The following is a 25,517-nucleotide window of genomic DNA, read 5'->3' as shown; positions in this document are numbered from 1 at the left end:
GAAATAACCATGCAAATGAATGTCACCAAACTTTTAAGTGCATTGATCTTAGGCAGTTCACTCGTTGGCTGCGCTGCCGTGGTCAAAACCCCATATCAAGCCCCTACTGTCGATATTCCAAATAGCTTTGCTTATAACAAAGCCAATCAAAAGGATATTCAAGCCAGTCTTTATGCAGACCAATGGTGGACTTTATTTGATGATGCTCAGCTTAATCAACTTGTTGAGCAAGTTGTTGCTAAAAATGCGGACTTAGCGGTAGCAGGGATTAATTTAAAAACTGCACGTTTAAGAGCAGGTTTAGCACGTGACCAACAAGGTCCACGTGTAAGTTCAGGCGTTTCTACAGGACATAGCTTTGACTTAAACTCAGGTGATGACAGTGCAAAAGGTTTATCCTTAAGTGCTGGTGTCAGCTATGAAGTCGATTTATTTGGAAAATTAGCACGGCAAACTGAAGCGGCAAAATGGGAATCTTTAGCTACTGAGCAAGATCTACAAGCGACAGGTCAAACGCTGATTGGCACGACAGCAAATCTATATTGGCAATTAGGTTATTTAAATGAGCGCTATACCGTCGCACAGCAAAGTTTAGCCACCACACAAAAACTGTATGAACTGGTACGTACTCAATATCGTGCAGGTGCAGTTTCAGGCTTAGACCTGACTCAAGCAGAACAATCTGTGCAAAGTCAAAAAGCCAGTTTAAGTCAAATTGAGCAGCAGTTAGTAGAAACACGCACTGCTTTGGCGGTGCTATTACAAATTCCTGTACAGCAACTCAATATTCAAGAACCAAAAAAATTACCACGTATTCGCTTACCGAATATTACAGCGGGTTTGCCTGCCGATATTTTGTCACGTCGTCCTGACTTACGTGCCGCAGAATTACGTTTACGTGAAGCTCTGGCTTCTAAAGATGCCACAAAAGCTAGTTATTATCCTTCTATAAGTTTGACTGGAAATTTAGGCTCAAGCAGTACTTCACTGACCAATCTACTGAAAAATCCTGCCCTGACTTTAGGTGCAAGTTTAAGCCTGCCCTTCTTGCAATATAATGATATGAAAAAGGATTTAAAAATCAGTGAATTGGATTATGAAAAAGCCATTATTCAATATCGACAAACCTTATATCAAGCTTTTGCTGATACTGAAAATGCACTTTCTAATCGAATTGAATTAGATAAACAAGTTGCTTTGCAGCAGAAAAATTTAGAATTGGCTGAGAAAACTGAACGTTTAACAGATGTACGTTATCGCAATGGTGCAATTGCTTTAAAAAATCTGTTAGATGCGCAAGAAACCACGCGTAATGCACGACTGTCTTTAGTACAAGTCAAGCAAAATCAATACAATGCTTATGTAACCTTAATGCAAGCACTCGGTGGTAGCCCGATTCAGCAATTACCAAATACCAACATCACTGAAGTCACACCATAAATTTCATATAAAAAAGGCACTGAATTCAGTGCCTTTTTACCATCAAGTCATGAATAACTTATTCGCTATCCATCATTGATGCACTCATACCCACAGTATTGAAACCTGCATCTACATACAAAATCTCACCTGTAATCCCATTTGCCCAAGGTGAACAAAGGAAAAGTGCGGCATTTCCGACATCTTCAATCGTAACATTACGTTTTAACGGTGCAATTTTTTCATTCGCATCTAACATTTTACGGAAAGATTTAATACCTGATGCTGCTAAAGTACGGATTGGACCTGCCGAAATCGCATTTACACGAATCCCTTCAGCACCTAAACTCGATGCCAAATAACGTACACCTGCTTCTAAAGATGCTTTTGCCATGCCCATTACATTGTAGTTTGGCATGACTGACTCAGAACCTTGGTAAGTCAATGTTAATAAGCAACCTTGACGCGCAAGTAATAATGGTTTTGCTGCACGCGCCATTGCAATAAAGCTATACGCACTAATATCATGCGCAACTTTAAAACCTTCACGATCAGTTACGTCCGTAAAGTCACCATCCAAAGTATGTGCAGGTGCAAAGCCAATCGAATGCACAACACCATCTAAACCATCCCAATGCTTAGCAAGCTCAGCAAATGCATGATCAATTTCAGCATCAACAGCAACATCACAAGGGAAAACAAGTGTTGAACCAAATTGTTCAGCAAAATCATCTACACGTTTTTTCAGTTTTTCATTTGGATAAGTAAATGCAAGCTCTGCTCCTTCACGATGAAGTGCTTGAGCAATACCAAATGCAATCGATAATTTACTTGCGATACCTGCGATCAGGAAGCGTTTACCTGCCAAAAGTCCTTGTGCCATGAAATTCTCACTCGAATAAGTTTGTATGCATAATGCCAAGACTCAAGACAGAACAAAATTGCATAATGCATCTTTTTTTATATCTTTCACTAAATCATAAAAAAATCGCTCATAAAGAGCGATTTCTCAAATGTTCATCATCAAGGATTAATCATCGCCTTGTAATAAGCTAAATAAACGCATGAATGAATAATACATCCAAACTAAGGTTGCTAATAATGCGATACCACATAGCCATTCAAATGCTTTCGGTGCGCGTTGCGCAGCAGCATTTTCAATCAAATCAAAATCTAATATCAAGTTTAATGATGCGATTACAGCAACAAAAGCTGCAAAGCCTATGCCTAACCAACTGCTTTCAAATAGACCAGGAATACTTGAACCAAATGCCAAATTCATGATGAATTGCACAACAAAAACCAAAGCAATTGCGATTGTTGCAGACATCACAATCGATTTAAATTTTTCAGTTGCACGAATAATTTGAAAACGATACAAACCAAACATCACAAAAGTCGTTACAAAAGTTGCCAGTAATGCTTGTAAAGGAACACCTGGAAATTTCAACTGAAAAATCACAGATGCACCACCTAAAAATGCACCTTCAAATAAAGCATAAGGAATTGCAAGAACACGCGCTGTATTTGGCTTAAAAGTTGCCACTAAAGCAATGATTAAACCACCAATAGCACCGACCATTGCCGCTGCATAAGCAAGACCAAAATTCGCAGTGGCGAAACTATAAAGAAAAACACCTAAACCAAGCACAGCCGCAATTACAGTCAATAATACTGACTTTTGGATTGCACCTTGAATGGTCATGGGTTGACTATAATCTGCATGTGTTTCCACACGGGTTAAAATAGGGTTATTACTTTGCATATTTCAACTCATTGTAATATTTAAAATATAAAGGGATTGTAAAACGGATTATTTTAAAATTGATGTACAGCTTACTTCTTTTTGTAACAAAACCAAAAATATTGCCTAAAGCAGTATAACTTAATTTTTTAAAATACACAGTGCATAAAAAAGAGGCAATTTCTGCCCCTTCTTCGCTTACAAAATATCGAATTAATCTTGATTTGAGATAAAGAAATATTGACGATAGTATTTTAACTCTGCAATTGAGTCACGAATATCATCCATTGCCAAATGTGAGGCATTTTTCTTAAGACCACTCATAATCTCAGGGCGCCAGCGTTTTGCTAACTCTTTCACAGACGATACATCTAAATTACGATAGTGGAAATATTGTTCCATTTCAGGCATTAAACGATGTAAAAAACGACGATCTTGGCAAATTGAGTTACCACACATTGGCGATGATTTTGGATTTACCCATTTCTTTAAAAACTCTAAAGTTTGTAATTCTGCATCACGTGCAGTCAATTTACTACGACGTACACGCTCAATCAGACCTGACTGACCATGTTGTTTGGTATTCCATTCATCCATCGCATTTAAAATAATATCTGACTGATGTACTGCTAGCACTGGACCTTCCGCAAGAATATTTAAATGATCATCCGTTACAATGGTCGCAACTTCAATAATTTGATCATTGTCTGTATCAAGACCTGTCATTTCAAGATCAATCCAAATCAAGCGTGTATCTGGGGTGCTGCTGCTCATAAAGTGCAATCTTATTAGGCTATAAAACATGAATAGTAGCAAATTTCTGACATCTGCGCTGTAATTCATTCGTTCAGCATGTTATTTTTGCCTTCTTATTTTTATGGTTTTTTAGGACATGAATGGCTTTAATTCGTAAACGTCGTTTAACTGAACAGCAACAACGTCGCATTCAGAAACAACATAAAACACGTCAAGAAGAAATCGACACTTCAAATGACCTCGAAGGTTTGGTTGTCCAACATTATGGACGCCAACTTGAAGTACAAGCCCTTTCTGTTCCTGATCAACATCCTGAAAAACCGCAGGTTAAAGCAGGTGATCCTGAACCATTTTGGAAAGCCATTGAGCTCGGCAGTGTTTGGCGTTGTCACACACGTACAAACTTAGAACTTTTGGTCACAGGTGATAAAGTCAGATGGCAAGCTGATCCCAATACAGGTTTGGGTATTATCACAGCCATTCATCCACGAACATCATTACTCACCCGCCCTGACCGTTATCATAAGGTTAAACCTGTAGCAGCAAATATTAGTTTAATTGTGATTGTGTTTGCTGCTTTACCTGAGCCTGCACCCACACTGATTGATCGTTATCTCGTTGCTTGCGCTGATGCAGATATTCCAGTGTTATTGGTACTCAATAAGTCTGACTTACTCAAAGGAAATGATCCTATTTTAGATATGCTCAAAGAATATCAAGATTTAGGTTATGAAGTCCTCATTACACAATCTGAAGGCGACTTAAGCCCACTTGCACAACGTCTTGATAATGAAACGGTTGCTTTTGTCGGTCAATCTGGTGTGGGTAAAAGCTCTCTGATCAATGTCATTGTTCCTAATGCGGCACAAAAAACCAATATCATTTCTGAAAATTCAGCTTTAGGGCAACACACCACGACCTCTACACGTTTAATTCGCTTTGGTGAAAATGGTGCGCTGATTGACTCACCGGGTATTCGTGAATTTGGGCTTTGGCATTTAGATTTAGAGAAAATTGATGCAGGATTCCCTGATATTGCGGATTTTCTAGGGCATTGCCAGTATCGTAATTGTACCCATACCCATGAAAAACAATGCGCTTTAAAAAATGCTGTAGCAGAAGGTAAAATTTTACCGCGACGCTTAGACAGTTATTTACGCTTAGTTGAAGAAATTACTGAGGCGCAACAAAAAAATTAATTTTCTTTAAATGTAGCCTTGAAGCAGTGATTTTGATCACCATATATATAGGCTATACTCGTCGACACAAATTTTGATTGTAATTAGGTGCATTGTGGAACGTTGGTTTGAATTTATGGGGAATCACCCCTTTTTATTCGGTATTTTAGCTGTATTGGTTGTTTTGTTCTTCGTTTTCGAAGGTCAACGCAACGGTCGCAAAATCTCTCCACAATCATTGGGTATTTTAGTTAAAGCTAAAAATGCAATGTTGATTGATTTACGTGATGCCAAAGATTTTCGCGAAGGTCATATCAGTGGTAGCCGAAATATTCCATACAGCAAAATTACCAGTCACCTCGAAGAGTTAAAAACTGCTGATCGTCCACTTGTATTCATTTGTAATATGGGACAAGTTGCAGGCAGTGCTTTACAACAAGTCGGTCATACCGACAGCTATCGTTTAGATGGCGGTATTAGCAATTGGAAAGCCCAAGGTTTACCTTTGGTCAAAGCGAAATAACTTAAGGAGTTATAAAATGACAGCTGAAGTAATCGTATATTCAACCACTTTCTGTCCATATTGCGTTCGTGCAAAAAGTCTTCTTGAGCGTAAAGGTGTTGCTTTTACCGAAATCAATCTCGATCAAGAGGCACCTGAAGTGAAAGTTGAGCTTATGCAAAAAACTCGTCACCGTACTGTGCCACAAATTTTTATTAAAGATCAATTTATTGGTGGGTTTGACCAGCTTTACGCTTTAGAAAAAGAAGGCAAACTTGACGATTTATTGGCATAAACAACTGTACATTAGCTATTCATCTTAAGGAATATAAAGAATGACTGAAGAACAACAAGCTCAACCACAACTTGCTTTAGAACGTATCTATGCAAAAGACTTATCTTTTGAAGTACCAGGAGCACAAGTTTTTACTAAAGAATGGCAACCTGAGTTAAACATCAATTTGTCTTCTTCTGCAGAAAAAGTAGATCCTACTCACTTTGAAGTGTCTTTAAAAGTTGTTGTCCAAGCCAACAATGCAGGTGAAACTGCATTTATCGTTGATGTCACTCAAGCGGGTATTTTCCTTATTGATGGAATCGAAGAAGACCGTCTTCCTTACATCTTAGGCGCATATTGTCCAAATATTTTATTCCCTTTCCTTCGTGAAGCGGTAAATGATTTAGTGACTAAAGGTAGCTTCCCACAATTACTTCTTACTCCAATCAATTTTGATGCAGAGTTCGAAGCAAATATGGAACGTGCTCAAGCCGCTGCTGTTGAAGGTCAAGCTTAATTTTTAAGCCATGACTTTGCTAAAAAGACCGCTTTATGCGGTCTTTTTTTATTTTGATGCGCTTTCGATTTCACCTAAACTTCACACTCCTCACAACAACACCATTTTATAATTTTGAAAATAAACAAAAAATAAAGGCTTCAACATGCCATTTACCCCATTACATTTAGGCTTAGGTGCAAGCTGCAAAGCGATTGCTCATCAACAATTTAGTTTTATGATTTTTGCAGGTACACAAGTGTTAATGGATTTGGAACCCTTATTTGGCATGATTTTAGGTTGGAACACTTTACACCTCTACACTCATCATTTACTTGGTGCATTGCTCATAGGCTGCATTGCCATCGTGATCGGGAAGCCGATCAGCGAATTTACCTTGAGAGTCATTTTCAAAGAAAGTAACTGGCAAATCTCATGGAAAACTGCAATCTTGAGTGCATTCATTGGTAGTTTTAGTCATGTATTTTTAGATGCGCTCATGCATACAGATATGTATCCATTTTTCCCACTCAGTCAAACGCAAATACTGGCAACTTTAGTGCCTTATTCATTTATTTTTTATGGCTGTTTGGTTGGATTGGCAATTGGTGGAATAGGCTTTTTAATTCGCCGTGACGAATCATAGAACATACAAAATTACTCAACAATCGTTCTAAATGTTAGGTTAATCCTTGCTGTCTTTATTTTCTTGGTCGGTGGTAGGCGATGAAGCCAAAACGTCTGTGTAGTGTCTTTCATCACCAATAAACTACCATTTTCTAAAATGACATCTATCTTTTCTTTACTTTGTTTATGTTTAAATGCAAATTTTCGTATAGCACCAAAACTTAATGATGCTATGGCACCATTCTTTTTTAAGTCTTTTTCAGCATCACTGTGCCATGCCATTCCTTCGTCACCTGTATGGTATAAGTTCAATAAGCAAGCGTTAAAGGTTTCATTTGTCTTGGCTTCGACCAAAGCTTTTAATGTCAATAATTCAGGTGTCCACGGCAAAGCATATTTGTGAATGTTGGAATATGTATATTCAAATGCTTGATCGCCATACCATGCCACTTTTCTTTTTGTCGTTAGGGTTTTACCAAAAATAATGGCTTGATCATGTTGCCATGCAATGGACATCAGTAGCTTTTCAAAATAATCATTTGCTTCAGTTTCAGTCAATATTTGACCTAAATAATAGACATAACCGTCATAGGGTAATAAATTTTGTTGTGGGTCAATATGATTCATTGCGAGACGTTTCATCACACTGTACTCCTTCCCAGCCAATCATTGCGCTCTTGCGTGTCTTTCCCCAATGATAATCTCCTAAAGCACCCGTAGCTTGAATGACACGATGACAAGGAATTAAAAATGCCACAGGATTATGACCAATTGCGGTTCCAACGGCACGTGAGGCTTTTGGATTTCCAATATACTCAGCGATTTCGCCATAACTCGACAATTGTCCTTGAGGAATTTTTAATAGACATTCCCATACTTTGAGTTGAAAGTCTGTACCTTTTAGATGCAATTTTATTTGTGCTAAACGCTGTTTTTGATCTTTTTCTTGACCTCGCTTGATCGCATGAAAAAAATCTAAAGCATTATTTTGTCTTTCATTCTTATTTTCCAAAAACTGTGCATTTGAAAATTTTTCTTTTAAATTTTGCAAACCTTGATCTTTATTTTCCACAAAACTCATCGCACAAATTCCTTTAGATGTAGAAGCGATAAAGACTTTTCCAAAAAGTGTTTCTGCCAGATCATATTCAATACATAAATTTGAACCACCATTTTTATATTCAGCAGGACTCATTCCTTCAATTTGAATAAATAAATCATGCAAACGACTTGAGCTTGATAAACCTGTCGCAAAACTCGCATCTAAAATAGAAGATGATTTTGGTGTATTTAGAAGTGTCTTAGCATGTTGTAAGCTGATGTATTGTAAAAATTTTTTAGGGCTAGTCCCTGCCCATTCTGTAAATAAACGTTGAAAATGTGCAGGACTTAAATGAAGCTGTGCCGCAACATGATCTAAATTAGGCTGCTCTTTAAAATGCTGTTGAATATATTCGATGGCTTTGGCAATACGCTCAAACTGTATATGTTGCTGCATCATGCTCTCCTTTTTCGTCTTGCTTTTAAACCACCTTATCAACCGAAAAGATAAAAATAAATCCAGATCATGCGCACTTTTCTAATATTTCATACCATAAAAAACCGCATCTCAATGCGGCTTTAAAAGGGACAGATTTAACTTTCAAATTTGATGATCAATTTAACGATAAATTTTATGCCCTTGATCACGAATCTCAGCAATTTTCTTTGCTTCTATTTTGGCATGATCTAAGTGACCACCTTTGACCAATGATTGAGTTTTATCAATTTCTGCAATGATCTGATCATATAATTGTGTTGAGCTTAGAGCTTGTGTATCACCACGACCTTTAAGTTTAACTTTTTTAGCATCATTTGCTGCAACACGCATATTATCTAAAGCTTTATTGGCATCAGCAGCGTTATTACTCTGATTAAATGCTTTATAGTTTTTCGCAAGGGTTTTCATATTATCTTCTAGACTTGCAGCAAAGCTCATTGAGCTCATGACAAATGTTGAAGCAAGTATCATCGTGGCTAAAGTTTTTTTGATCATCTCGATCATCCTTTAAAACTGTGGCTGTAAATAAAAATTAAATAGCGCAATAGTGTTATATTTATTGTCCATTTATATGCTTAAACATAATTTAAAATCATTGAAAATTGCAAATAAAAAATGCAACGAATTCGTTGCATTTTCTTTGGTTATGATCAGCTTATTTCACCTAAGCAATACATCTTAAAATATTCAATCATTAAAATATTAAATCGTATTAAACGGGTTCTATTTCATGATGTAAGGCATCATGAATTGCCTCAACAAGTTGCTGAGCAATTTCTTGTTTAGATGCTTTCTCTAAATCCCGTTTTTCCATTTGATATTGTTCAGCAAAGAACACAATCATGGCATTTTGATCTGAAGCAAAGCCAATATCCGCACGAGATACATCATTACAAGCAATCATATCTAGTTTTTTTGCTACAAGCTTACCTGCTGCATATTCTTCGACATTACGTGTTTCAGCAGCAAAACCTACCATAAATGGGCGCTTTTCTTGCTGAGCAATCGTTGCGACAATATCAGGGTTTTTAATCAGCGAAACATTGAGTTCATCGCCCGATTTTTTAATTTTATGTTCAGCAACTTCAGCCACTCTATAGTCTGCTACGGCTGCGGTTGCGATAAAAATATCACAGCCTTCTTCGAGCTGGTTCATACTTTCATCTAGCATTTTTAAGGCAGATGAAACATTGATACGTTTCACACCATTTGGTGTATCTAAACTCACAGGACCTGCTAATAAAGTGACTTTTGCTCCTGCGCTATAACATGCAGCAGCTATCGCAAAGCCCATTTTCCCAGTACTATGATTAGAAATATAGCGCACAGGATCTATGGCTTCACGTGTAGGACCTGCCGTAATTGTCACTCTTTTCCCTGCCAATAAACCAAATTTTTCTGCAATTGCTCTTTGGGCTTGGTGGAAATAATCTTTGACTTGTTCAGCTAATACTTCAGGCTCAGGCATACGACCTAAACCCACATCACCACATGCTTGTGAACCTGCTTCAGGCATGATGACATGTACACCATCTTCAACCAACGTATTGAGATTACGTTGAGTTGCTTTTGCTGCCCACATTTGTTGATTCATTGCAGGTGCAACCCAAACAGGTGCTTTCGTGGCTAAATATAATGTACTGAGTAAGTCATCTGCTAAACCTGCTGCAAACTTAGCAATCGTGTCACAGCTTGCAGGTGCAACCAAAACTAAATCTGCCCAACGTGCCAGTTCAATGTGCCCCATGCCCGCTTCTGCTTCGGGGTCTAATAATTCAGTATGAACTGGATTACCTGATAATGCCTGAAAGGTTAATGGCGTAATAAATGCCTGAGCACCTTTAGTCATGACCACACGAACATTAAAACCATAATCCTTTAAACGACGGACAAGAATCGCACTTTTATATGCCGCAATTCCGCCAGTGACAGCAAGAATAATATTTTTATTAGAAAATACACTGAGATCGAAACTCACGATCAGGCTACCTTTCTGTTGCAGTGGCGCTCACAATATCATTAAATAATGTATCTCCCAAGTAACTCAAAGGAGAAAAGTGAAAATTAAAATAAATCAATACAGTGAATAAGAATGAATCATTCCACAAAATCCTCTATCAAAGAATGGCCAGAACAAGAACGCCCACGAGAACGTTTACTTCAGCAAGGTGCAGAAAGTCTTTCTGATACCGAATTATTGGCAATATTTTTACGCTCAGGATCAAAACAGCACTCTGCTGTTGAACTCGCACGCTTACTCATTCAACATTTTGGTAGTTTAAATCGTGTATTTGATGCCGCACTTGAAGATTTAAAACAATTTCATGGTATTGCTGAAATGAAGTACTCACAACTGATGGCAGTTAAAGAGTTAGGGCGGCGCTATCTAAGACATCATTTATACCAAGGAATGGACTTAAGTCGTTCTGATTTAATTCAAGAATACCTACGTTATGAACTGGTTGGTGAAACACAAGAAGTTTTTGCTGTGTTGTGCTTAGACAGCCAATTACGCAAACTTAGTTTTAAAAAATTATTTTATGGTTCACTTAATTATTGTTCTATTTCTATCAATCAAATTTTACGTTATGCCATCCAAAAGCAAGCGACTTTTTTAGTCATCGCACACAACCATCCTTATGGTCAAGCATTGCCTTCGGAAACAGATCTACAATTAACAGAAGAAATTTTTCAGGCATGTCAGTTAGTCGAAATTCAACTCATTGATCATATTATCATTACAATAGATAAAAATTATTCATTTGCAGAGCATCAACAAATCAAAGCCGTACATTTAACTACGAAATCGTATTGACAAGGTGTGAGGAAGTGAGGAAGATCGTAGAAAAATAAATGATTCGATTTACATGATTGTTCGGGAACAAAACGATACTTTTAAACTACTTTTTTCATGGCGTGGCACAATTTTACCCAAGGTACTACCACCGTTAGGTTTTGTCATGCTGATTTCTGCCATTGTGGGTGGAATTGAATATACGGGTCTATATCGTTTCCCAGAATTACCTTTAGTCGGATTTACATTAATCGGTGTTGTACTATCAATTTTTCTAGGCTTTAAAAATACGGCTTGTTATGACCGTTGGTGGGAAGCACGTAAACTCTGGGGCATGCTCATTGCCAATGCACGCCATTTTGACCGTGATTGTCGTATGTTCCCTCAAGGTCGTCGTGAGCGAATTATTCAACATGTTATTGTTTTTGCAAATGTATTACGCGATCGCTTACGTCACCAAACAGCAAGTCCCGATGTCTTAGTTGAAACGAGTGGGATGAGTCAACAGGCTTTAAAACAGCTATATCAACAGTCCAATGCCCCCCAATACACACTCAGCTTGATCCAATGGGAGCTGATGCAAGCTCTGAAAGAAGGTGAAATTTCCGATATTATTTACACTCAACTCAATGAGCATGTTAATGAATTAAGTCTTGTACAAACAGGTTGTGACCGCATCGCCACGACACCTTTACCTTTTGCTTATTCTGTTTTACTCAATCGTACTGTGTATTTTTTCTGTTTTATGTTGCCCTTTAGTTTAGGCTCATTATTGGGTTTAGCAACACCACTTTTAGTTGGAATTTTAGCTTATACATTTTTAGGCTTAGATGCTTTAAGCTCTGAAATTGAAGAACCTTTTGGTACACAAAGTAATGATTTACCCTTAGATGCGATGGTACGTACGATTGAGATCGAGTTATTAGGTACTTTAGGTCGACCAACACCACCGCCGATTCAAGCACAGGATCATAATTTGCTTTAACTCGAATTTTCTTTTCTCTGATCCTAACCTAACATTCCTCCACAAGAAGAAGCTTTATCTATTCTAAATTTCAGTAATAAGAAGTTTTGCTTCTTTTTAGGAATAAGGTTAGAGAGAAATTAAACGATGAATTAATGAAAACTCTCCCAAATCCCCACTTGCCCTTCTTTTACACGTGGAATATTGCCCAGTTTAATCCAAGGCATATGACTGCCATGAAAATCACTACCAACCGATACTTTTAAATTAAACTGCTCAATCATCCGATCGACCATTTGTCGGGTAGATACGGACTCAATCGCTGGTGGAAGCTCGACAGCATCGCCACCAAATTGAGCAAAAATTTCAATCAGATAACGAATATTGGTTGCTGATAAATCATAACGTGTTGGATGTGCCAATACGGCAAAGCCTTGACTCTGATGAATCACATCAATGGTTTCTTTTAGACCTAAACCATCAAATTTCACATAGGCTTTTTTACCTTCTTTAATATATTTATCAAAGGCTTGTTGTGGACGTTGTACAATACCTTTTTCAACCAAAGTTTTAGCAATATGCGTTCGTGTCACACGATCCGCTTCACCGTCTACTTTTGCAATGACATCGGCATAAATATCTTGACCAATTAAAGGAATCAGCAAGTCACAAATTTGTTTGGAACGTACAGCACGAATTTTTTTTTGTTCTGCTAAAAGTTGTTGTAATGGCTCAGGATTTTGCATATTTAATGCAACAATATGTACTCCATAACTTTTTTTTGTAGCAGGTCGTGACCATTGACTTGAGATTTCCACCCCTGAAATCAGTTGCATTCCCAGACGTTCAGCACAATTTTGCGCGCGTACCACACCATCCATCGTGTCATGGTCTGTCAATGCAAAGGTCTTTATACCCAGTGCATGTGCAGCTTCTATTAATTCTTCAGGACTGAAAGTTCCATCTGAAATTGTACTATGCGTATGTAAATCGACACCAATCATTGTTTGTATTATGCTAAGCCACCAAAATTGGAATATTGTACTGTAGCATGAAAGCGCTATTTGATTACCTACCTATTATTATCTTCTTTTATTTTTATAAAACGACAGATCCCAAAGACAATCAACATCCTCTCCTTGAACTCATTGGCAGTACAGGCAATGCCGATCAGAACCATATTTTGGTTGCCACTTGTGCGTTGATGATTTCGACCCTTGTGGTCTATGGCTGCTTATTCTTTGCTCAAAAATTCAAACTCGAAAAGATGCAATGGTTTATTGTCATTATGTCTTTGATTTTTGGTGGAGTTACGCTTGCTTTTAGCGATGTTACTTTTATTAAAATGAAAGCAGTCATTTTAAATCTTGGTATAGGTATAGGCTTTTTAGTTACACCTTTGTTTAACAAAGAACGCTTACCGATTATTCAAAAGATGCTAGGCTCTATGCTAGATTTAACACGTCAAGGTTGGATGCGTCTAAACTGGGCATGGTGTGGTCAATTCTTTCTATTAGCAGCATTACATTACTTTTTTGGTTTCTTGTATATGGATGGCAAATACTGGGGCGAATTTACTGCATTTGGCGATATTATCGTATCCTTGAGCTACCTAGCTGTTATACTGTTTTGCTTAAGAAAACATTTTAAAACCTCAGATTAATTAGGTCAGATTTCATGCCTTTATTTGTCATTACCTGTACCGACCAAGATGGTACAGTTGAAAAACGTCTTGCAGTTCGCCCTCAACATATTGCTCGTTTAGAAAAATTAGATGCTGAAGGACGTGTAATCGTTGCTGGTGCAATGCCAAAAGATCGTGAAAACCCTCAAGCAGGTTTTTACGGCAGCACGATGATTTTAGACTTTGAAAGTCGTGAAGCACTAGATGAATGGTTAAAAGATGAACCTTTCCTAAAAGAACGGGTTTATAGTCATGTGGATGTCAAACCATTTAATAAAGCGTTTCCTAAAGGATAAAATGATGCGCGCTGTCATCCCAAGCTTAGTTGTTTTATCCCTATTTGGTTCATCCCTCTCATGGGCTGAACCAGCTCCAAGCGCTACCACAACGACTGAGAGTCAACTTACTCAACCTCATAAACCCAGTATTATTCCTGCTGTGGCTGGTGCAAATGCAATTGTACAAAATCAAGCACAGCTTAAAGAGAATAAACCGTTAACAGCCGAACAAATTGTCAAAGAAAAAGCCTCTCAAGATGCAAAAGTCAAAGCTTTGGTCAAAGACCAAGCAACTCGTCTACAACAACTTGAAAAAGCCAATTTAGAAGCCCTTACACAAAACCAAGAATTACAGTTAAAAAATGATAATTTAGGTGTACAAGTTCAAGTGTTACAAAGTGAACAAAGTGCTCAAATGTTTTTGTATGGTGCTGCCACAATTGCAGTTGGCGTACTCCTCGGTTTTTTAATTGCAAGTTATATTTATACCAAACGTCGTCGTCAGTGGTAAGCCACTGACTTTGCCTCGTCTAACCACTTTCTCACTTATTTAATCGCTTAAAAGGTTATCTACGTTGTCAAATGCCATTCAAACCGCCGACTTAGATTGGCAATGTGTTGATGGAATCGAAGTTCCTATTTCTAAACAATTTGGTGATGTCTATTTTTCAAAAGATAATGGATTACTTGAAACACGCCATGTATTTTTAAATGGGAATGAGCTACCCGATCGTTTAGCAAATTTAAATAATTTTGAATATTTTAGTGTGGGTGAAACAGGTTTTGGCACAGGTCTAAATATTTTAGCGTTATGGCAGTTATGGCAACAAGTACGTCCAAATAATCACAGTCATTTACATGCGATTAGCGTTGAAAAATTTCCATTGTCTAAACAAGATTTGATTCGTGCTCTGAATGTTTGGACTGAACTTAAGCCATTGGCAGAACAACTCATTCAACAATATCCATTGCCAATTGCAGGTTGTCACCGTTTAAGCTTTCCTGATGAACGTTTTTCTATTGATCTGTGGCTTGGTGATGCACATGATGTATTTCCTTTAATGGCAAAAACACATCAGGTCAATGCTTGGTTTCTAGACGGTTTTGCGCCGTCATGTAATCCTGATTTATGGGAAGAAAATATTCTTCATCATATTATTCGACTTTCTGACGTTGGAACAAGCTTTGCTTCATTTAGTGTTGCAGGGGTACTAAAACGCGGTTTAAAACAACATGGTATCTCAATTTCACGACCAAAAGGTTTTGGGCATAAACGTGAAATGCTCAAAGCGATGTGGAATGCACCAGAAACACAGGAAAATATTGATTCAAACAATGAAGCCTCTGAAAATATTCATTTAACTCAAAAAAAAACTGTATTAAATGCATCCCCTAACTTTACTCAGCGCCAGATTGCGATTATTGGCGCTGGAATCGCAGGTTTAAGTGCTGCATGGGCATTTGCCGAGCGTGGTCATCAAGTCAGCATTTACGACCAATCAGCGCCATTGGCAGGTGCTTCAGGTAACCCCCTTGCCTTACTGAATCCAAAACTTAGCCCAATTGCACAGACATCAGATCATTTGATGACATTAGCATGGCAATATGCCAAGCACTACTATCCTCAGTTTCATGCTTTTCGCCCGCTTAGTATTCATCAAATGCTGCAAAAAAACCCAGAAGAGGCATTGGCTTTAGTTGAACAATATAGTTCTGAGGTTTTTGAATATGGTGTCGCAAGCAACTTTGAGCTGAAAACCCAATATGACAACTTAAAATTAAAACAAGCAGGTGCTGTATTACCACATCAACTTCGTGATCAGATCCTTGAACATCCTTTGATTCATTTCCAGCATGCACATATTTCGAGCTGTGCAAAAAATACAGAGCATGACACGCAACTTCAACTTTTAGATGAAAATCAAAGTAGCTTAGGGAAATTTGATCACGTTATTATTTGTTGTGCGCGTGAAAGCCAAGCATTTTTTTCACATTATCCACGCCTTAGAGCAATTCGAGGACAAGTTAGTTGGCTTAAAAATAGTCATAAAACTTTAAATCCCCAATTTGCCTATAGCTTTGGTGGTTATTGTATGCAATTCGATGCTGAACATTTGATTACAGGTGCTTCTTTTTACCCTGAACGTGATGATACAGAAGTACTGCCTGAAGACCATGCTCATAATTATAGTCTGATCGAAGATGCCTTTCCTGAATATGCCAAAACTTTACCCAGTATAGACACTTGGCAAGGTCGTGCTTCTGTACGCGCACAAACTTTGGATTATTTTCCAGTCGTTGGGCAAGGTGTTGAGCACATTGAGCTGTATACACTAGCAGGTTTAGGTTCAAAAGGTTTTTTATTTGCGCCGTTGTGTAGTGAAGTCTTAGCTGCATTGGTTTTAAAAGAAGCTTGCCCTATTTCACAAACTTTATTAGAAAAACTCAGCCCCAAACGAGGTCAAAAGAAAGTACGTGTACGTAAACCTTATTATCAAGCACCAAATGGCTAAGTTATTTTTAAAAAGTATTTTTTATTTTCAATATTAAAAAAGCGCCTTACGGCGCTTTTTTTTATGCTTCTTGCTCCAAAGGCAAGCCCGCATCACGTGCTGCACGTGTACCACCCATAAGCACGACATAATCTCGAGAGTCATCTAAACTTTCTAATTTTTCAGCCGCACGTGGTGCTTTACTGCCACCACCGCATAAAATATATATAGGCTGATCCGAATCCACTTGAGTTAAACTTTCCGCAGTTAAGCTGTCTATGGGCTGATTAACAGCGCCTTTAACATGCCCTTCAGCAAAAGCTTTCGCATCACGAACATCCCAGATAATTGCATTTTCTGGGAACTCAAATGTTGTAATTTCTTGTTTACGGATCATTGTACACTCCTTTGATGTAAACAACACTTGGCAAATGAAGAAAACATCCCTAGCATCTCAGATATTCTTTCACTTTGTAAAGGTCTAAACCATGCCTTCTTTCGATATTGTTTCAGAATTAGAAGTTTTTGAAGTAAATCATGCAGTTCAAAACACTCAAAAAGAGATCTTAACTCGTTTTGACTTCCGCGGACAGGATGTTTCTATTGAATTAAATGAAAAAGCCAAAGAAATTAAAATTTCAACTGAAAGTGATTTCCAATGCGAGCAAGTCTATAGCATGCTTGAAAATCATTTCTTTAAACGCAAAGTCGATATTCAAGCACTTGATCCACAAAAAATGACGGCTTCTGGTAAAAACGTGATCCAAGTCATTAAACTTAAAGATGGTCTTGACTCTGATACTGCAAAAAAAATTAATAAAGCCATTAAAGAAAGTGGCATCAAAGTGCAATCATCTATTCAAGGTGACAAAATTCGTGTGACCGATAAAAAGCGCGATACTTTACAGCAAGTCATGGCGTTTTTAAAAGAACAGCAGTTTGGTGTTCCTTTACAATTTAATAACTTCAAAGACTAAGTCTTTCCTGTTTGCTATAGGTTAAATTATGACTCAGACCAATCGTCTATCTAAGCTGGTAAATGCCACTTCAAAACTTCCAAAAGGAATTCAAAGTACAATTCTCAGTAAAGCTTTTGGTCGAGTCGTACCTATGGTTGGTACAGCAAAATTACGTTATGTAGAAATCACCCCTTCACGCGTTGAAGTGAAAATCGAAAATAATAAAAATATGCAAAATCATATTGGTCAAGCACATGCTTGCGCCATGGCTTTAGTCGCTGAAACTGCAACAGGTTTTGTAACAGGAATGAATATTCCTGACTCATGCATTGTGCTCATCAAACACATGAATATTCAATTTAAACGTCCATCTAAAGGTGGTTTAACCGCCGTTGCAACGCTCACAGATGAACAACGTAAAATGATGCAAGAAAGTGAAAAAGGTGAAACCCTTGTTCATGTCATCGTAAAAGATGAGTCAGGACAAGAACCTATTCAATGTGAAATGCTTTGGGCTTGGGTTGCAAAGTCACATCTGAAAAACAAGTAACTAAAAATCAAATAAATGTAAATAAAACTTACTTTTAGGTAAGTTAAAATTTTACCAAATTACTTAAAATAAGTGACGATTATTCACTTTATTGATCATCCATAAAACATCAAGATGATATTTCAAAAATCATCTTGAGAAAAAAATGTCAGTATTTACTGTTAAAAAAACTTTAGCACTTGGCTCTATTCTTACGGCTTTGTTACTTGTTGCATGTCAGCAAAACCCTCACCAAGTCGCTGCCTCTGTCACCGATAAAACCCTTAATGCAATTTCATCTACACAACAAGCTGAACAAAACAAAAAAATTGTGGTCGATTTTTATGAAGGCGTATTTTTAAAACACCAAGTCAAAGCCTATTCTGACCTTTATATTGGTGATCAATATATTCAACATAATCCACATGTTCCTGATGGCAAAGCACCTTTTGTAAATTACTTCACTCAACATTTTCAAGAACATCCAGAAGCAAAAAGCGTAATAAAACGTGCGGTAGCTGAAGATAATTTAGTCTTTTTACATGTTCATTCTACCCAAAACGACCAAGACCGTGGTGTAGCAATTGTTGATATTTTCAGAGTTGAAAATGGTAAAATTGTTGAACATTGGGATGTACAACAAGACGTTCCTGCACAAAGTGCTAACACCAATACGATGTTTTAAAAACCACTGATCTTTGCAATTTAAGAGAATAAAACTTTACGCTTATTCTCTTAAAGCAATATTGAGTTTAGAAATAATTCCTTCGTAACCTTCAAATAAAATTGAGTTACTTAAAGCTGTTTCTTGTGAAGCCTCAATTTGTTCTTTGCCATAAAAAGGTAATAAATATTCAACAAAATCTTCACGAATACAAATCACCGAATAAAGCAAAAGATCTCTATTATATTGATCCTTATTAAACAAAATATCTACGTCTTCACCAATATATGCTTTCAGCTCCTCAAGTGTACCAATTTTCATTATCCTTTCAATTTCAGACTTATAAGACAATGTATAAAGATTTTCTAGAAACTCAGTGAAAGTTGAAGCAACACGAAAAATTGGATTTTCTAGCCCATGAACTTCAACAAAATAAACATGATGATCTTTATGATCTGCAATATTCAAAGCAAGTAAATTTCCACCCTGATCTCGTCCAATCGCTAAAAATTCACTTGTCTTCGCATATTCAGGATATTCTTGTAATTCTAAAAATGTATTTAAATTCTCTTGTAAACTCTCATATTTTGTTTCTTTCAATCCAAAAAAATAATGTAATAACGAAGCCCCTTCTTCTTTAGATATTAAAAAAACCTCGTGAATAGGTTGAACACCATCATAAAATTTCAAATATTCTTTGTAATCTAAAGGTAACTCAGTTTTTAATTGTTGCTCAAAAACCGCAATTTCGAGATCTGAAACTGGAGATTTACTTTGTTCCTTAAAAACACTTCCAAAATTTTTCATTTTATTCCTTATTATTTTCAATCCAACTTCAATTAAAAATCCCAAACAATGTTGGGATTTTTAATTGAAAAGTTAAGCACTTTGCGCAGCAAAAAACTTCTCTTTGACTTCATCAGGAATTTGGCGTTTATTTCCAGTGACATCAACTGCAACAAAGGTAAATACACCTTCGGTTACCCGTTTTGCAGAACGTGAACTGTCATGGCTGTCCCATACTTCGATCTGCATTTGAATTGATGTATTGCCTACTTTTAAAATTTTGGTATAGCAACTGATGACATCACCAACTTTGACTGGAACTAAAAAAGTCATTTGATTAATTGAAATCGTTGCACAGCGTCCCTTACTAAAACGCTCAGCATGAATTGCACCAGCCAAATCCATTTGTGAAACAATCCAACCACCAAAGACATCACCACTCCAGTTGGTATCTGCTGGCATTGCGATCGTTTGAAGGGAAAGCGTACCTTCAGGTTTTACATGAGAATCTGACACATTAACTCCAAGCTGAGAATTGATTAAGAAGCTTGCACTTGCTGATCCAACCATTCTTGCAACTGACTAGAACGTAAAGCGCCGCTTATTCTAGCAATTTCTGTCGTTTTATTCATTAAAACTAATGTTGGAATACTACGAATACTAAAAGCACTACTTAAACGAGGATTTGCTTCTGTATCAATTTTAGCAAAAATCACGTGCGGATTATTTTTTGCAACCTCAGCAAAATGTGGTGCCATCATTTTACAAGGTCCACACCATTCAGCCCATAAGTCAATTAAAATAGGTAAATCACTATTGCTCACAAAATGGCTAAAATTTTGCTCATTTAATTCAATTGGAGCAAGTGGAACTAAGTTCTGATGACATTGACCACAGCTTGGTTGTGCAGTTAATTTATCTTCAGGGACACGATTTTTCGCGCCACATGCTGGACATACAATGATCATGAGCTCACTCCAATATGTTGATGTAAGAACTCTAATTGGGTCAAAATTGCTTTTTCCAACCATTGACCATGATAAATATCATAATGGGAGATATTCCACTCATAATATTGCACAAAAGGGGCAATATTCGTTGCAGCTTCACGACTTGATGCAATCGGTACAACTTGATCTTTTTTAGCAGCAATAAACAATACAGGAATGTTAATTGTTCTCACAGTTTGAATTGGACGATAACGAATTAAATTAAAAAATACCCGTGCAGGAACTTCACCACTCCAATAATAGTCAGGATTTACAATCGACATATAACCATTGTAACTCTCTCTCGTTGGAATAAAACATAAGTTAAAAGGATGCACAACGGGTAAGGTCTTTGGCTGCATTCCAATAATCTTAGTACTCATATAATCTTGACTAGATAATTTCAAGGCTTTAGGTAAGTAATGAATAGGATAAAGTTTCGCAGTTTCGGCACCATCTACAAATGGAATTTGCACCATCACTGCCTGAATATTTTTAATTTCAGAAGCCAGTGTTAATACATATCCTCCGCTTAATGATGTTCCCCACAATATAATTTTTCGTTGATTAATACATTTTTTGGTACTGACATAAGCGACAACCGTTTTCCAATCATTCAGTTGATCTGTTAATGAGATTTGTTCACGAGGAGAGCCCGTACTCCCACCCCAATATCGATAGTCAAATAACACAACTGCATAACCCGCCTGTGCAAATCGCTTCGCATATTCAATCAGACGAAATTGTCTTAAAGCTGCAAATCCATGTGCCATTACAATTACTGCTGGTTTTTTTATATTTTTAGGTCTATAAAAATCAGCAGCTATGACCTCCTGACCGCTTGGTACATACAGTGGCTCAACTGTATACGCGTACATAAGCACTCCATTACGTTATATTTTGTTAGTTTTATCTTATAAATTGCTTCATCACTGAATAGTAAGACAAAGCTTAATGCTATGATACTAACATAGTTTTTTTAAATATTGTGGAGCGTCATCATGAGTGACAATGTTGGATTTGCAGGTCAAATTGGTTCTGAACATATTTCTCAAGTCGTTGAGAAAGGCTTTAAATCGATTATTAATAACCGCCCAGATCTAGAAGGTGGTTCTGAACAACCTACAAGTGCTCAAATTGAGGAAGCAGCACGTAATGCTGGTTTAGATTATGTTTATCAGCCTGTAGTTGCAGGTCAAATTACTGAAGTGGATGTACGTGCTTTTGCGAATCATTTCAATGAACTACCTAAACCTGTTTTAATGTTTTGTCGTACAGGTAATCGCTCAAATAACTTATACCAACTTGCAAAACAGATGGATTTATTAGACGACTAATTTATTCGCTTTGATCTATAACATTAATGATGATTTTAAATACAAAATTAAAGTTATAGATCAATTCCACTATATCCTCATTTTTTTGATTTTTAGTTTGCTCAATTATTTTTAAAACTTACAACTTAAGTAACTATTTACAACAGATTTCTTTTTATTCTCTCCTTACTATACTGCAATTATTTTTCTTTTAGATTGAAAATAAACGCTCAAAAGTATGAGGATTTTAATGTATGAACAAATTTCTTTTGGTTATTTTATGCTGTTTAAGCCTAGCAGCATGTAGCTCAATGAATGTTAAGCCAACTGTTGGTGTGAGTATGGGAAGTTCTATTTAATCTCTATACTATAAAAAACAGCGCCGAGGCGCTGTTTTTAACTATATTATTTTAATAAATAACTCCAAGGAAATGAGTAATTATTACATTCATTTCCATAAGGACTGGTATCAAATGGTTGACTTGTTTCTGCGTCCAAATCTGTTTTTAAAATTCCTAAACGATAATTCATACTAGACTGGAGTGTTTTACCACTAACACTTGTTTTAGCTGTAATTTCAACACTTTGCCAACCAGCATAACGACGTAAGTAATTGACTCTAAAGTCAAATTTACCAGTACTGTCCGTTGTATAAGTGAAGGTTGTGTTAATTTCGCCTGTCGGAGAAACAAAACCTGTTGCCAATTGTGTATTTTTCAAGTCATTTAATTGACAATAATTTTGATCTCGACCATCATTTTCAAATTTTTCTAATGCTTCAATTAATGCTTCAATCTGAACTTTTTCAGCATCAGTTAATTTAGGATCAGCAAGTGTCGATTTTAAAGTTAAAACTTGACCATCTTTAGCTTGATCAAGCCCTTTCTTGAGATAAAAGACACCAGTTCCAGCAGATAATACTTTTAATGAAAGTGTAACTGTCTGATTTGCTAAAGGTTTACCATTAATATCAACAACATGTGCAGAAGCTGCTTCACTGTAATAATTTGCATCAGCAGTCTTTTGTAATTCGCCCGAATTACCAAATGTGATATTTCCTATAGGTTGTGCAACCGCAGCAGAGACTACTGAAATTTTTGTTGATTGTTTACTTGTTACACCATTCGCATCTGTTAACTCTGCATTTAAAGTAATACCATTCGCCAATAGGTTAGTTGCATTTGTACCTGTGGCTGCTGGTAATGAAATATTAAAAACAGCATTACCAGAAGTATCTGTTAAAGCCTTTGATGAACCATCAATCGTCACGCCATTTTTTAAAGTATCTTGAATAGCAAGAGTAACTGTTTGTCCTTCTACCCCACCACCATTCACATCTACTGCCTTAATAGTAACTTTTGCATTATCCCCTGTTACAAGCAACGTTGGTTTATTCGTTGACATATTTAGGAAATATTGCGCGGTAGATGTTTCACTATTAATTGATTCAAGCGCTTTTAAAATCGTTGTTTGTGTAATCGTTTTTTTCGTTCCATCAGTAAACGAAGCATTTAAACGAATACCTTTTGCGAGTAAAGCTGCTTTATCTTTAATATTTTGAGCATCTAGTTTAATATTAAAGTTTGCGTTTCCAGATGTATCTGTTTTAACTTTAGATGCTCCATCAATAGTAATACCATTAGTAATGGTATCTTCAATAGCTAACGTTACATCTTGATCTACTACACCACCACCATTTTCATCAACAAGTTTTATTGTAATTGTTGCAATATCTCCTGAGATTAACATTGATGGTTTATTTGATGAAATTACTAAATGATAATTTGTTTTAACAGCTTCAGGTGTTGTAGGAGGTGTTGTTGTTCCACCACCCGAATTTCCCCTCTCAAAATAGCCATCACTCCCACCACCACCACAACTTGCTAATAAAATAGAAATCGCAATAGCAGATAGCTTCAAATGCATTTTATTATTTGTCATCGATTACCCCAAACCCTATGGTTATTTTCTTAGTAAATTTGTAATTAAAATCCCTGCTATGTAACCACAATTCACGTTTTGTGTAAATAATGATATATAGATAATAGACACTAAATATCCCTTTTATAGCTAAGGATTTGAAATATGTTAGATCTTATTATTATTGGTGCAGGTACAGCAGGTATTGCTGCATATAAAGAAGCTGTAAAATATACCCAAAATCTGCTTATTATTAATGATGGTCCTTGGGATACAACATGTGCACGTGTTGGCTGTATGCCAAGTAAAGTTCTTATTTCAAGTGCAAATCGTCTATATGATATACAACATGCCGATGAAGTTGGATTAGCGATTAAAGCAGAAATTGATACAACACAAATCATGACTCATGTGCGCCAACTTCGTGACCGATTTACAAAAGCGACATTAAAAGATGTAGAAAGTTGGGATAATTCACATAAAATTTCAGGTAAAGCAAAATTCATTAATCACAACACTATTGAAGTGAATCAACAACAATATCAAGCTAAAAATTTTATCATTGCTGTCGGTTCAACACCAACCTTTGATTCAGAATGGAAAAAAGAATTACAAGAACGCCTGATTACATCCGACCAAATTTTTGAATTAGAGAAACTTCCCAAATCTTTAGCTGTTATAGGCAGTGGTGTAATTGCTATTGAATTAGCCCAAGCAATGCAACGGCTTGGTGTAGAGACAACCGTTTTTGCACGTAGTCAAAAAGTTGGTGCTCTTTCAAGCCCTCAATTACAAGAGTTAGCACAACTGACTATTTCTCAAGAGCTAAATATTTTATTTAAAACACTACCACAAAAAGTTGAAAAAATAACACAAGGAGTAAAAATTCATTATTCTCAAAATAATGAAAATAAAAAGCTTGAGGTTGATTATTTATTAGTTGCTACAGGTAGACAATCTTTGCTAAACACCCTAAGTTTGGAAAATATTCATCCAGAATATCAAGATCTAAAAAAACTACCTGTCAATACTCAGACGAAGCAATTAGCAAGCTTACCTATTTTTATTATTGGGGATGCTTTTACAAATACACCTATTCAACATGAAGCAGCTCATGAAGGTAGAATGGCTGCACATAACTGTCTTAATACTCCAATTAAAAATATTAAGACATTAACACCACTTGCTATTATGTTTAGCTCACCTGAAATGGCAACAGTAGGACAAAGCTATCAAACCTTAAAAGAACAAAACATTGATTTTATCACTGGCTTCGCCTCCTATCAAAAACAAGGACGTGCCCTCGTACTAGGTAAAAATAAAGGTGCTATTGAAATTTATATCGATAAAAAATCAAAAAAGCTCTTAGGCGCAGAACTTTTTGTAGAATCTGCTGAACATCTAGCACACTTACTCTCTTGGATGATCGCTGAAGAAGTGACCCTTGATGAACTTCTTATAAAACCTTTTTATCATCCAACACTTGAGGAAGGATTACGCACTGCTTTAAAACATGCAAGGAGACAATTAGATTAATAAAAATATAACAAGGAATAATTGAAACAGTTATTCCTACTTTTTATCGAATTTATATTTTCTAACT

Annotated in this window: 31 protein-coding genes; 17 read left to right on the top strand and 14 right to left on the bottom strand. The window is 36.6% G+C overall.

Annotation, left to right across the window (positions count from 1 at the left end; genetic code table 11):
* Nucleotides 1-9 precede the first annotated feature (9 nt).
* Nucleotides 10-1,440, top strand: a complete 1,431-nt coding sequence (locus C9E89_RS04015) for an efflux transporter outer membrane subunit (protein ID WP_107008302.1) — start codon at nucleotides 10-12, stop codon at nucleotides 1,438-1,440.
* Nucleotides 1,441-1,498: 58 nt separating this feature from the next.
* On the opposite strand, the gene C9E89_RS04010 is transcribed toward C9E89_RS04015, so the two are convergent.
* From C9E89_RS04010 to orn, 3 genes are all read right to left on the bottom strand, one after another.
* Nucleotides 1,499-2,302, bottom strand: a complete 804-nt coding sequence (locus tag C9E89_RS04010) for an enoyl-ACP reductase FabI (RefSeq protein WP_107008301.1) — start codon at nucleotides 2,300-2,302, stop codon at nucleotides 1,499-1,501.
* A 147-nt stretch (nucleotides 2,303-2,449) separates the two neighbouring features.
* Nucleotides 2,450-3,184: a Bax inhibitor-1/YccA family protein gene (locus tag C9E89_RS04005; RefSeq protein WP_107008300.1), complete on the bottom strand. Its 735-nt coding sequence runs from the start codon at nucleotides 3,182-3,184 to the stop codon at nucleotides 2,450-2,452.
* A 192-nt stretch (nucleotides 3,185-3,376) separates the two neighbouring features.
* Nucleotides 3,377-3,937, bottom strand: a complete 561-nt coding sequence (gene orn, locus C9E89_RS04000; RefSeq protein ID WP_171405072.1) for an oligoribonuclease — start codon at nucleotides 3,935-3,937, stop codon at nucleotides 3,377-3,379.
* Nucleotides 3,938-4,059: 122 nt separating this feature from the next.
* Here orn and rsgA point away from each other — a divergent pair, with 122 nt between their 5' ends.
* The 5 genes from rsgA to C9E89_RS03975 all read left to right on the top strand — a co-directional run bounded on the left by rsgA (nucleotide 4,060) and on the right by C9E89_RS03975 (nucleotide 7,018).
* Nucleotides 4,060-5,118 (top strand): ribosome small subunit-dependent GTPase A, encoded by a 1,059-nt coding sequence (rsgA, locus tag C9E89_RS03995; RefSeq protein ID WP_107008298.1) that lies wholly within the window; start codon nucleotides 4,060-4,062, stop codon nucleotides 5,116-5,118.
* 94 nt (nucleotides 5,119-5,212) lie between these two features.
* The gene (locus C9E89_RS03990) at nucleotides 5,213-5,620 is read left to right on the top strand and encodes a rhodanese-like domain-containing protein (protein WP_107008297.1); all 408 of its coding nucleotides are present in this window, start codon (nucleotides 5,213-5,215) and stop codon (nucleotides 5,618-5,620) included.
* Nucleotides 5,621-5,636: 16 nt separating this feature from the next.
* Nucleotides 5,637-5,894: a glutaredoxin 3 gene (grxC, locus tag C9E89_RS03985; RefSeq protein WP_107008296.1), complete on the top strand. Its 258-nt coding sequence runs from the start codon at nucleotides 5,637-5,639 to the stop codon at nucleotides 5,892-5,894.
* 40 nt (nucleotides 5,895-5,934) lie between these two features.
* On the top strand, nucleotides 5,935-6,393 hold the full coding sequence (secB, locus tag C9E89_RS03980; RefSeq protein ID WP_107008295.1) for a protein-export chaperone SecB: 459 nt from the start codon (nucleotides 5,935-5,937) through the stop codon (nucleotides 6,391-6,393).
* Nucleotides 6,394-6,538: 145 nt separating this feature from the next.
* Nucleotides 6,539-7,018 (top strand): hydrolase, encoded by a 480-nt coding sequence (locus C9E89_RS03975; RefSeq protein ID WP_107008294.1) that lies wholly within the window; start codon nucleotides 6,539-6,541, stop codon nucleotides 7,016-7,018.
* An 11-nt stretch (nucleotides 7,019-7,029) separates the two neighbouring features.
* Here C9E89_RS03975 and C9E89_RS03970 read toward each other — a convergent pair whose 3' ends face one another.
* The 4 genes from C9E89_RS03970 to coaBC all read right to left on the bottom strand — a co-directional run bounded on the left by C9E89_RS03970 (nucleotide 7,030) and on the right by coaBC (nucleotide 10,517).
* Nucleotides 7,030-7,641, bottom strand: a complete 612-nt coding sequence (locus tag C9E89_RS03970) for an alpha-ketoglutarate-dependent dioxygenase AlkB family protein (RefSeq protein ID WP_228198979.1) — start codon at nucleotides 7,639-7,641, stop codon at nucleotides 7,030-7,032.
* Nucleotides 7,613-8,500 carry a methylated-DNA--[protein]-cysteine S-methyltransferase gene (locus tag C9E89_RS03965; protein ID WP_378227164.1) on the bottom strand — a complete coding sequence of 296 codons (888 nt, stop codon included), beginning with the start codon at nucleotides 8,498-8,500 and terminating at the stop codon, nucleotides 7,613-7,615. Before C9E89_RS03965 ends, C9E89_RS03970 begins: the two co-directional genes overlap by 29 nt.
* 159 nt (nucleotides 8,501-8,659) lie before the next feature.
* Nucleotides 8,660-9,034, bottom strand: coding sequence for a cytochrome b562 (locus tag C9E89_RS03960; RefSeq protein WP_107008292.1), 375 nt, complete (start codon nucleotides 9,032-9,034; stop codon nucleotides 8,660-8,662).
* A gap of 217 nt (nucleotides 9,035-9,251) precedes the next feature.
* Nucleotides 9,252-10,517, bottom strand: coding sequence for a bifunctional phosphopantothenoylcysteine decarboxylase/phosphopantothenate--cysteine ligase CoaBC (gene coaBC, locus C9E89_RS03955; RefSeq protein WP_107008291.1), 1,266 nt, complete (start codon nucleotides 10,515-10,517; stop codon nucleotides 9,252-9,254).
* Nucleotides 10,518-10,631: 114 nt separating this feature from the next.
* On the opposite strand from coaBC, the gene radC reads away from it, so the two are divergent.
* A complete protein-coding gene (radC, locus tag C9E89_RS03950; RefSeq protein ID WP_107008290.1) occupies nucleotides 10,632-11,354 on the top strand; it encodes a RadC family protein in 723 nt (240 codons plus the stop codon).
* A 52-nt stretch (nucleotides 11,355-11,406) separates the two neighbouring features.
* On the top strand, nucleotides 11,407-12,318 hold the full coding sequence (locus C9E89_RS03945) for a bestrophin family protein (RefSeq protein WP_107008289.1): 912 nt from the start codon (nucleotides 11,407-11,409) through the stop codon (nucleotides 12,316-12,318).
* 131 nt (nucleotides 12,319-12,449) lie between these two features.
* Here the strand turns inward: C9E89_RS03945 and C9E89_RS03940 are convergent, their stop codons facing one another.
* Nucleotides 12,450-13,301, bottom strand: a complete 852-nt coding sequence (locus tag C9E89_RS03940; RefSeq protein WP_107008288.1) for a PHP domain-containing protein — start codon at nucleotides 13,299-13,301, stop codon at nucleotides 12,450-12,452.
* Nucleotides 13,302-13,348: 47 nt separating this feature from the next.
* Here C9E89_RS03940 and C9E89_RS03935 point away from each other — a divergent pair, with 47 nt between their 5' ends.
* From C9E89_RS03935 to mnmC, 4 genes are all read left to right on the top strand, one after another.
* On the top strand, nucleotides 13,349-13,960 hold the full coding sequence (locus tag C9E89_RS03935; protein ID WP_107008287.1) for an inner membrane-spanning protein YciB: 612 nt from the start codon (nucleotides 13,349-13,351) through the stop codon (nucleotides 13,958-13,960).
* Between the two features lie 14 nt (nucleotides 13,961-13,974).
* The gene (locus C9E89_RS03930) at nucleotides 13,975-14,277 is read left to right on the top strand and encodes a YciI family protein (RefSeq protein WP_107008286.1); all 303 of its coding nucleotides are present in this window, start codon (nucleotides 13,975-13,977) and stop codon (nucleotides 14,275-14,277) included.
* 4 nt (nucleotides 14,278-14,281) lie between these two features.
* Nucleotides 14,282-14,770: a hypothetical protein gene (locus C9E89_RS03925; protein WP_107008285.1), complete on the top strand. Its 489-nt coding sequence runs from the start codon at nucleotides 14,282-14,284 to the stop codon at nucleotides 14,768-14,770.
* 64 nt (nucleotides 14,771-14,834) lie between these two features.
* Nucleotides 14,835-16,772, top strand: coding sequence for an FAD-dependent 5-carboxymethylaminomethyl-2-thiouridine(34) oxidoreductase MnmC (gene mnmC / locus C9E89_RS03920; protein ID WP_107008284.1), 1,938 nt, complete (start codon nucleotides 14,835-14,837; stop codon nucleotides 16,770-16,772).
* 61 nt (nucleotides 16,773-16,833) lie between these two features.
* On the opposite strand, the gene C9E89_RS03915 is transcribed toward mnmC, so the two are convergent.
* A complete protein-coding gene (locus C9E89_RS03915) occupies nucleotides 16,834-17,148 on the bottom strand; it encodes a rhodanese-like domain-containing protein (protein ID WP_107008283.1) in 315 nt (104 codons plus the stop codon).
* Nucleotides 17,149-17,239: 91 nt separating this feature from the next.
* Here C9E89_RS03915 and C9E89_RS03910 point away from each other — a divergent pair, with 91 nt between their 5' ends.
* From C9E89_RS03910 to C9E89_RS03900, 3 genes are all read left to right on the top strand, one after another.
* Nucleotides 17,240-17,728 carry a YajQ family cyclic di-GMP-binding protein gene (locus tag C9E89_RS03910; protein ID WP_107008282.1) on the top strand — a complete coding sequence of 163 codons (489 nt, stop codon included), beginning with the start codon at nucleotides 17,240-17,242 and terminating at the stop codon, nucleotides 17,726-17,728.
* Nucleotides 17,729-17,756: 28 nt separating this feature from the next.
* Nucleotides 17,757-18,260: a DUF4442 domain-containing protein gene (locus C9E89_RS03905; RefSeq protein WP_107008281.1), complete on the top strand. Its 504-nt coding sequence runs from the start codon at nucleotides 17,757-17,759 to the stop codon at nucleotides 18,258-18,260.
* 145 nt (nucleotides 18,261-18,405) lie between these two features.
* A complete protein-coding gene (locus tag C9E89_RS03900; RefSeq protein ID WP_107008280.1) occupies nucleotides 18,406-18,924 on the top strand; it encodes a nuclear transport factor 2 family protein in 519 nt (172 codons plus the stop codon).
* Between the two features lie 42 nt (nucleotides 18,925-18,966).
* Here the strand turns inward: C9E89_RS03900 and C9E89_RS03895 are convergent, their stop codons facing one another.
* From C9E89_RS03895 to C9E89_RS03880, 4 genes are all read right to left on the bottom strand, one after another.
* Entirely contained in the window at nucleotides 18,967-19,710 is a 744-nt protein-coding gene (locus tag C9E89_RS03895) for an SMI1/KNR4 family protein (protein WP_107008279.1), read from the bottom strand.
* 72 nt (nucleotides 19,711-19,782) lie between these two features.
* A complete protein-coding gene (locus C9E89_RS03890) occupies nucleotides 19,783-20,151 on the bottom strand; it encodes an acyl-CoA thioesterase (RefSeq protein WP_378227166.1) in 369 nt (122 codons plus the stop codon).
* A gap of 77 nt (nucleotides 20,152-20,228) precedes the next feature.
* Nucleotides 20,229-20,657 (bottom strand): thioredoxin TrxC, encoded by a 429-nt coding sequence (gene trxC / locus C9E89_RS03885; RefSeq protein ID WP_107008277.1) that lies wholly within the window; start codon nucleotides 20,655-20,657, stop codon nucleotides 20,229-20,231.
* Complete coding sequence (locus tag C9E89_RS03880) at nucleotides 20,654-21,556, bottom strand: alpha/beta hydrolase (protein WP_107008276.1); 903 nt, start codon at nucleotides 21,554-21,556, stop codon at nucleotides 20,654-20,656. The genes trxC and C9E89_RS03880 overlap by 4 nt, the downstream gene beginning before the upstream one ends.
* Nucleotides 21,557-21,679: 123 nt before the next feature.
* On the opposite strand from C9E89_RS03880, the gene C9E89_RS03875 reads away from it, so the two are divergent.
* Complete coding sequence (locus C9E89_RS03875; protein ID WP_107008275.1) at nucleotides 21,680-22,015, top strand: TIGR01244 family sulfur transferase; 336 nt, start codon at nucleotides 21,680-21,682, stop codon at nucleotides 22,013-22,015.
* Nucleotides 22,016-22,399: 384 nt separating this feature from the next.
* Here C9E89_RS03875 and C9E89_RS03870 read toward each other — a convergent pair whose 3' ends face one another.
* On the bottom strand, nucleotides 22,400-23,935 hold the full coding sequence (locus tag C9E89_RS03870) for a hypothetical protein (RefSeq protein ID WP_107008274.1): 1,536 nt from the start codon (nucleotides 23,933-23,935) through the stop codon (nucleotides 22,400-22,402).
* Between the two features lie 144 nt (nucleotides 23,936-24,079).
* On the opposite strand from C9E89_RS03870, the gene C9E89_RS03865 reads away from it, so the two are divergent.
* Complete coding sequence (locus C9E89_RS03865) at nucleotides 24,080-25,450, top strand: dihydrolipoyl dehydrogenase (RefSeq protein WP_107008273.1); 1,371 nt, start codon at nucleotides 24,080-24,082, stop codon at nucleotides 25,448-25,450.
* Nucleotides 25,451-25,517 lie beyond the last annotated feature (67 nt).

Source organism: Acinetobacter sichuanensis (genome assembly GCF_003024515.2).
GTDB lineage: Bacteria > Pseudomonadota > Gammaproteobacteria > Pseudomonadales > Moraxellaceae > Acinetobacter > Acinetobacter sichuanensis.
Note: the sequence above shows the minus strand (reverse complement) of the source record. Positions and strands in the feature narration are given on the sequence as shown.

Bases quoted from the DNA above. Each gene is read 5' to 3' on its own strand.
- rsgA (WP_107008298.1), top strand. From the start codon at position 4,060: ATGGCTTTAATTCGTAAACGTCGTTTAACTGAACAGCAACAACGTCGC.
- orn (WP_171405072.1), bottom strand. From the start codon at position 3,937: ATGAGCAGCAGCACCCCAGATACACGCTTGATTTGGATTGATCTTGAA.
- C9E89_RS03930 (WP_107008286.1), top strand. From the start codon at position 13,975: ATGCCTTTATTTGTCATTACCTGTACCGACCAAGATGGTACAGTTGAA.
- radC (WP_107008290.1), top strand. From the start codon at position 10,632: ATGAATCATTCCACAAAATCCTCTATCAAAGAATGGCCAGAACAAGAA.
- C9E89_RS03965 (WP_378227164.1), bottom strand. From the start codon at position 8,500: ATGATGCAGCAACATATACAGTTTGAGCGTATTGCCAAAGCCATCGAA.
- C9E89_RS03875 (WP_107008275.1), top strand. From the start codon at position 21,680: ATGAGTGACAATGTTGGATTTGCAGGTCAAATTGGTTCTGAACATATT.
- C9E89_RS03900 (WP_107008280.1), top strand. From the start codon at position 18,406: ATGTCAGTATTTACTGTTAAAAAAACTTTAGCACTTGGCTCTATTCTT.
- grxC (WP_107008296.1), top strand. From the start codon at position 5,637: ATGACAGCTGAAGTAATCGTATATTCAACCACTTTCTGTCCATATTGC.
- C9E89_RS03910 (WP_107008282.1), top strand. From the start codon at position 17,240: ATGCCTTCTTTCGATATTGTTTCAGAATTAGAAGTTTTTGAAGTAAAT.
- C9E89_RS03925 (WP_107008285.1), top strand. From the start codon at position 14,282: ATGCGCGCTGTCATCCCAAGCTTAGTTGTTTTATCCCTATTTGGTTCA.
- C9E89_RS03865 (WP_107008273.1), top strand. From the start codon at position 24,080: ATGTTAGATCTTATTATTATTGGTGCAGGTACAGCAGGTATTGCTGCA.
- C9E89_RS04010 (WP_107008301.1), bottom strand. From the start codon at position 2,302: ATGGCACAAGGACTTTTGGCAGGTAAACGCTTCCTGATCGCAGGTATC.
- C9E89_RS03905 (WP_107008281.1), top strand. From the start codon at position 17,757: ATGACTCAGACCAATCGTCTATCTAAGCTGGTAAATGCCACTTCAAAA.
- C9E89_RS04005 (WP_107008300.1), bottom strand. From the start codon at position 3,184: ATGCAAAGTAATAACCCTATTTTAACCCGTGTGGAAACACATGCAGAT.
- C9E89_RS03895 (WP_107008279.1), bottom strand. From the start codon at position 19,710: ATGAAAAATTTTGGAAGTGTTTTTAAGGAACAAAGTAAATCTCCAGTT.
- C9E89_RS03870 (WP_107008274.1), bottom strand. From the start codon at position 23,935: ATGACAAATAATAAAATGCATTTGAAGCTATCTGCTATTGCGATTTCT.
- C9E89_RS03915 (WP_107008283.1), bottom strand. From the start codon at position 17,148: ATGATCCGTAAACAAGAAATTACAACATTTGAGTTCCCAGAAAATGCA.
- C9E89_RS03880 (WP_107008276.1), bottom strand. From the start codon at position 21,556: ATGTACGCGTATACAGTTGAGCCACTGTATGTACCAAGCGGTCAGGAG.
- secB (WP_107008295.1), top strand. From the start codon at position 5,935: ATGACTGAAGAACAACAAGCTCAACCACAACTTGCTTTAGAACGTATC.
- C9E89_RS03940 (WP_107008288.1), bottom strand. From the start codon at position 13,301: ATGATTGGTGTCGATTTACATACGCATAGTACAATTTCAGATGGAACT.
- C9E89_RS03975 (WP_107008294.1), top strand. From the start codon at position 6,539: ATGCCATTTACCCCATTACATTTAGGCTTAGGTGCAAGCTGCAAAGCG.
- C9E89_RS03945 (WP_107008289.1), top strand. From the start codon at position 11,407: ATGATTGTTCGGGAACAAAACGATACTTTTAAACTACTTTTTTCATGG.
- trxC (WP_107008277.1), bottom strand. From the start codon at position 20,657: ATGATCATTGTATGTCCAGCATGTGGCGCGAAAAATCGTGTCCCTGAA.
- C9E89_RS03935 (WP_107008287.1), top strand. From the start codon at position 13,349: ATGAAAGCGCTATTTGATTACCTACCTATTATTATCTTCTTTTATTTT.
- C9E89_RS03960 (WP_107008292.1), bottom strand. From the start codon at position 9,034: ATGATCAAAAAAACTTTAGCCACGATGATACTTGCTTCAACATTTGTC.
- C9E89_RS03970 (WP_228198979.1), bottom strand. From the start codon at position 7,641: ATGAAACGTCTCGCAATGAATCATATTGACCCACAACAAAATTTATTA.
- C9E89_RS03890 (WP_378227166.1), bottom strand. From the start codon at position 20,151: ATGCCAGCAGATACCAACTGGAGTGGTGATGTCTTTGGTGGTTGGATT.
- C9E89_RS04015 (WP_107008302.1), top strand. From the start codon at position 10: ATGCAAATGAATGTCACCAAACTTTTAAGTGCATTGATCTTAGGCAGT.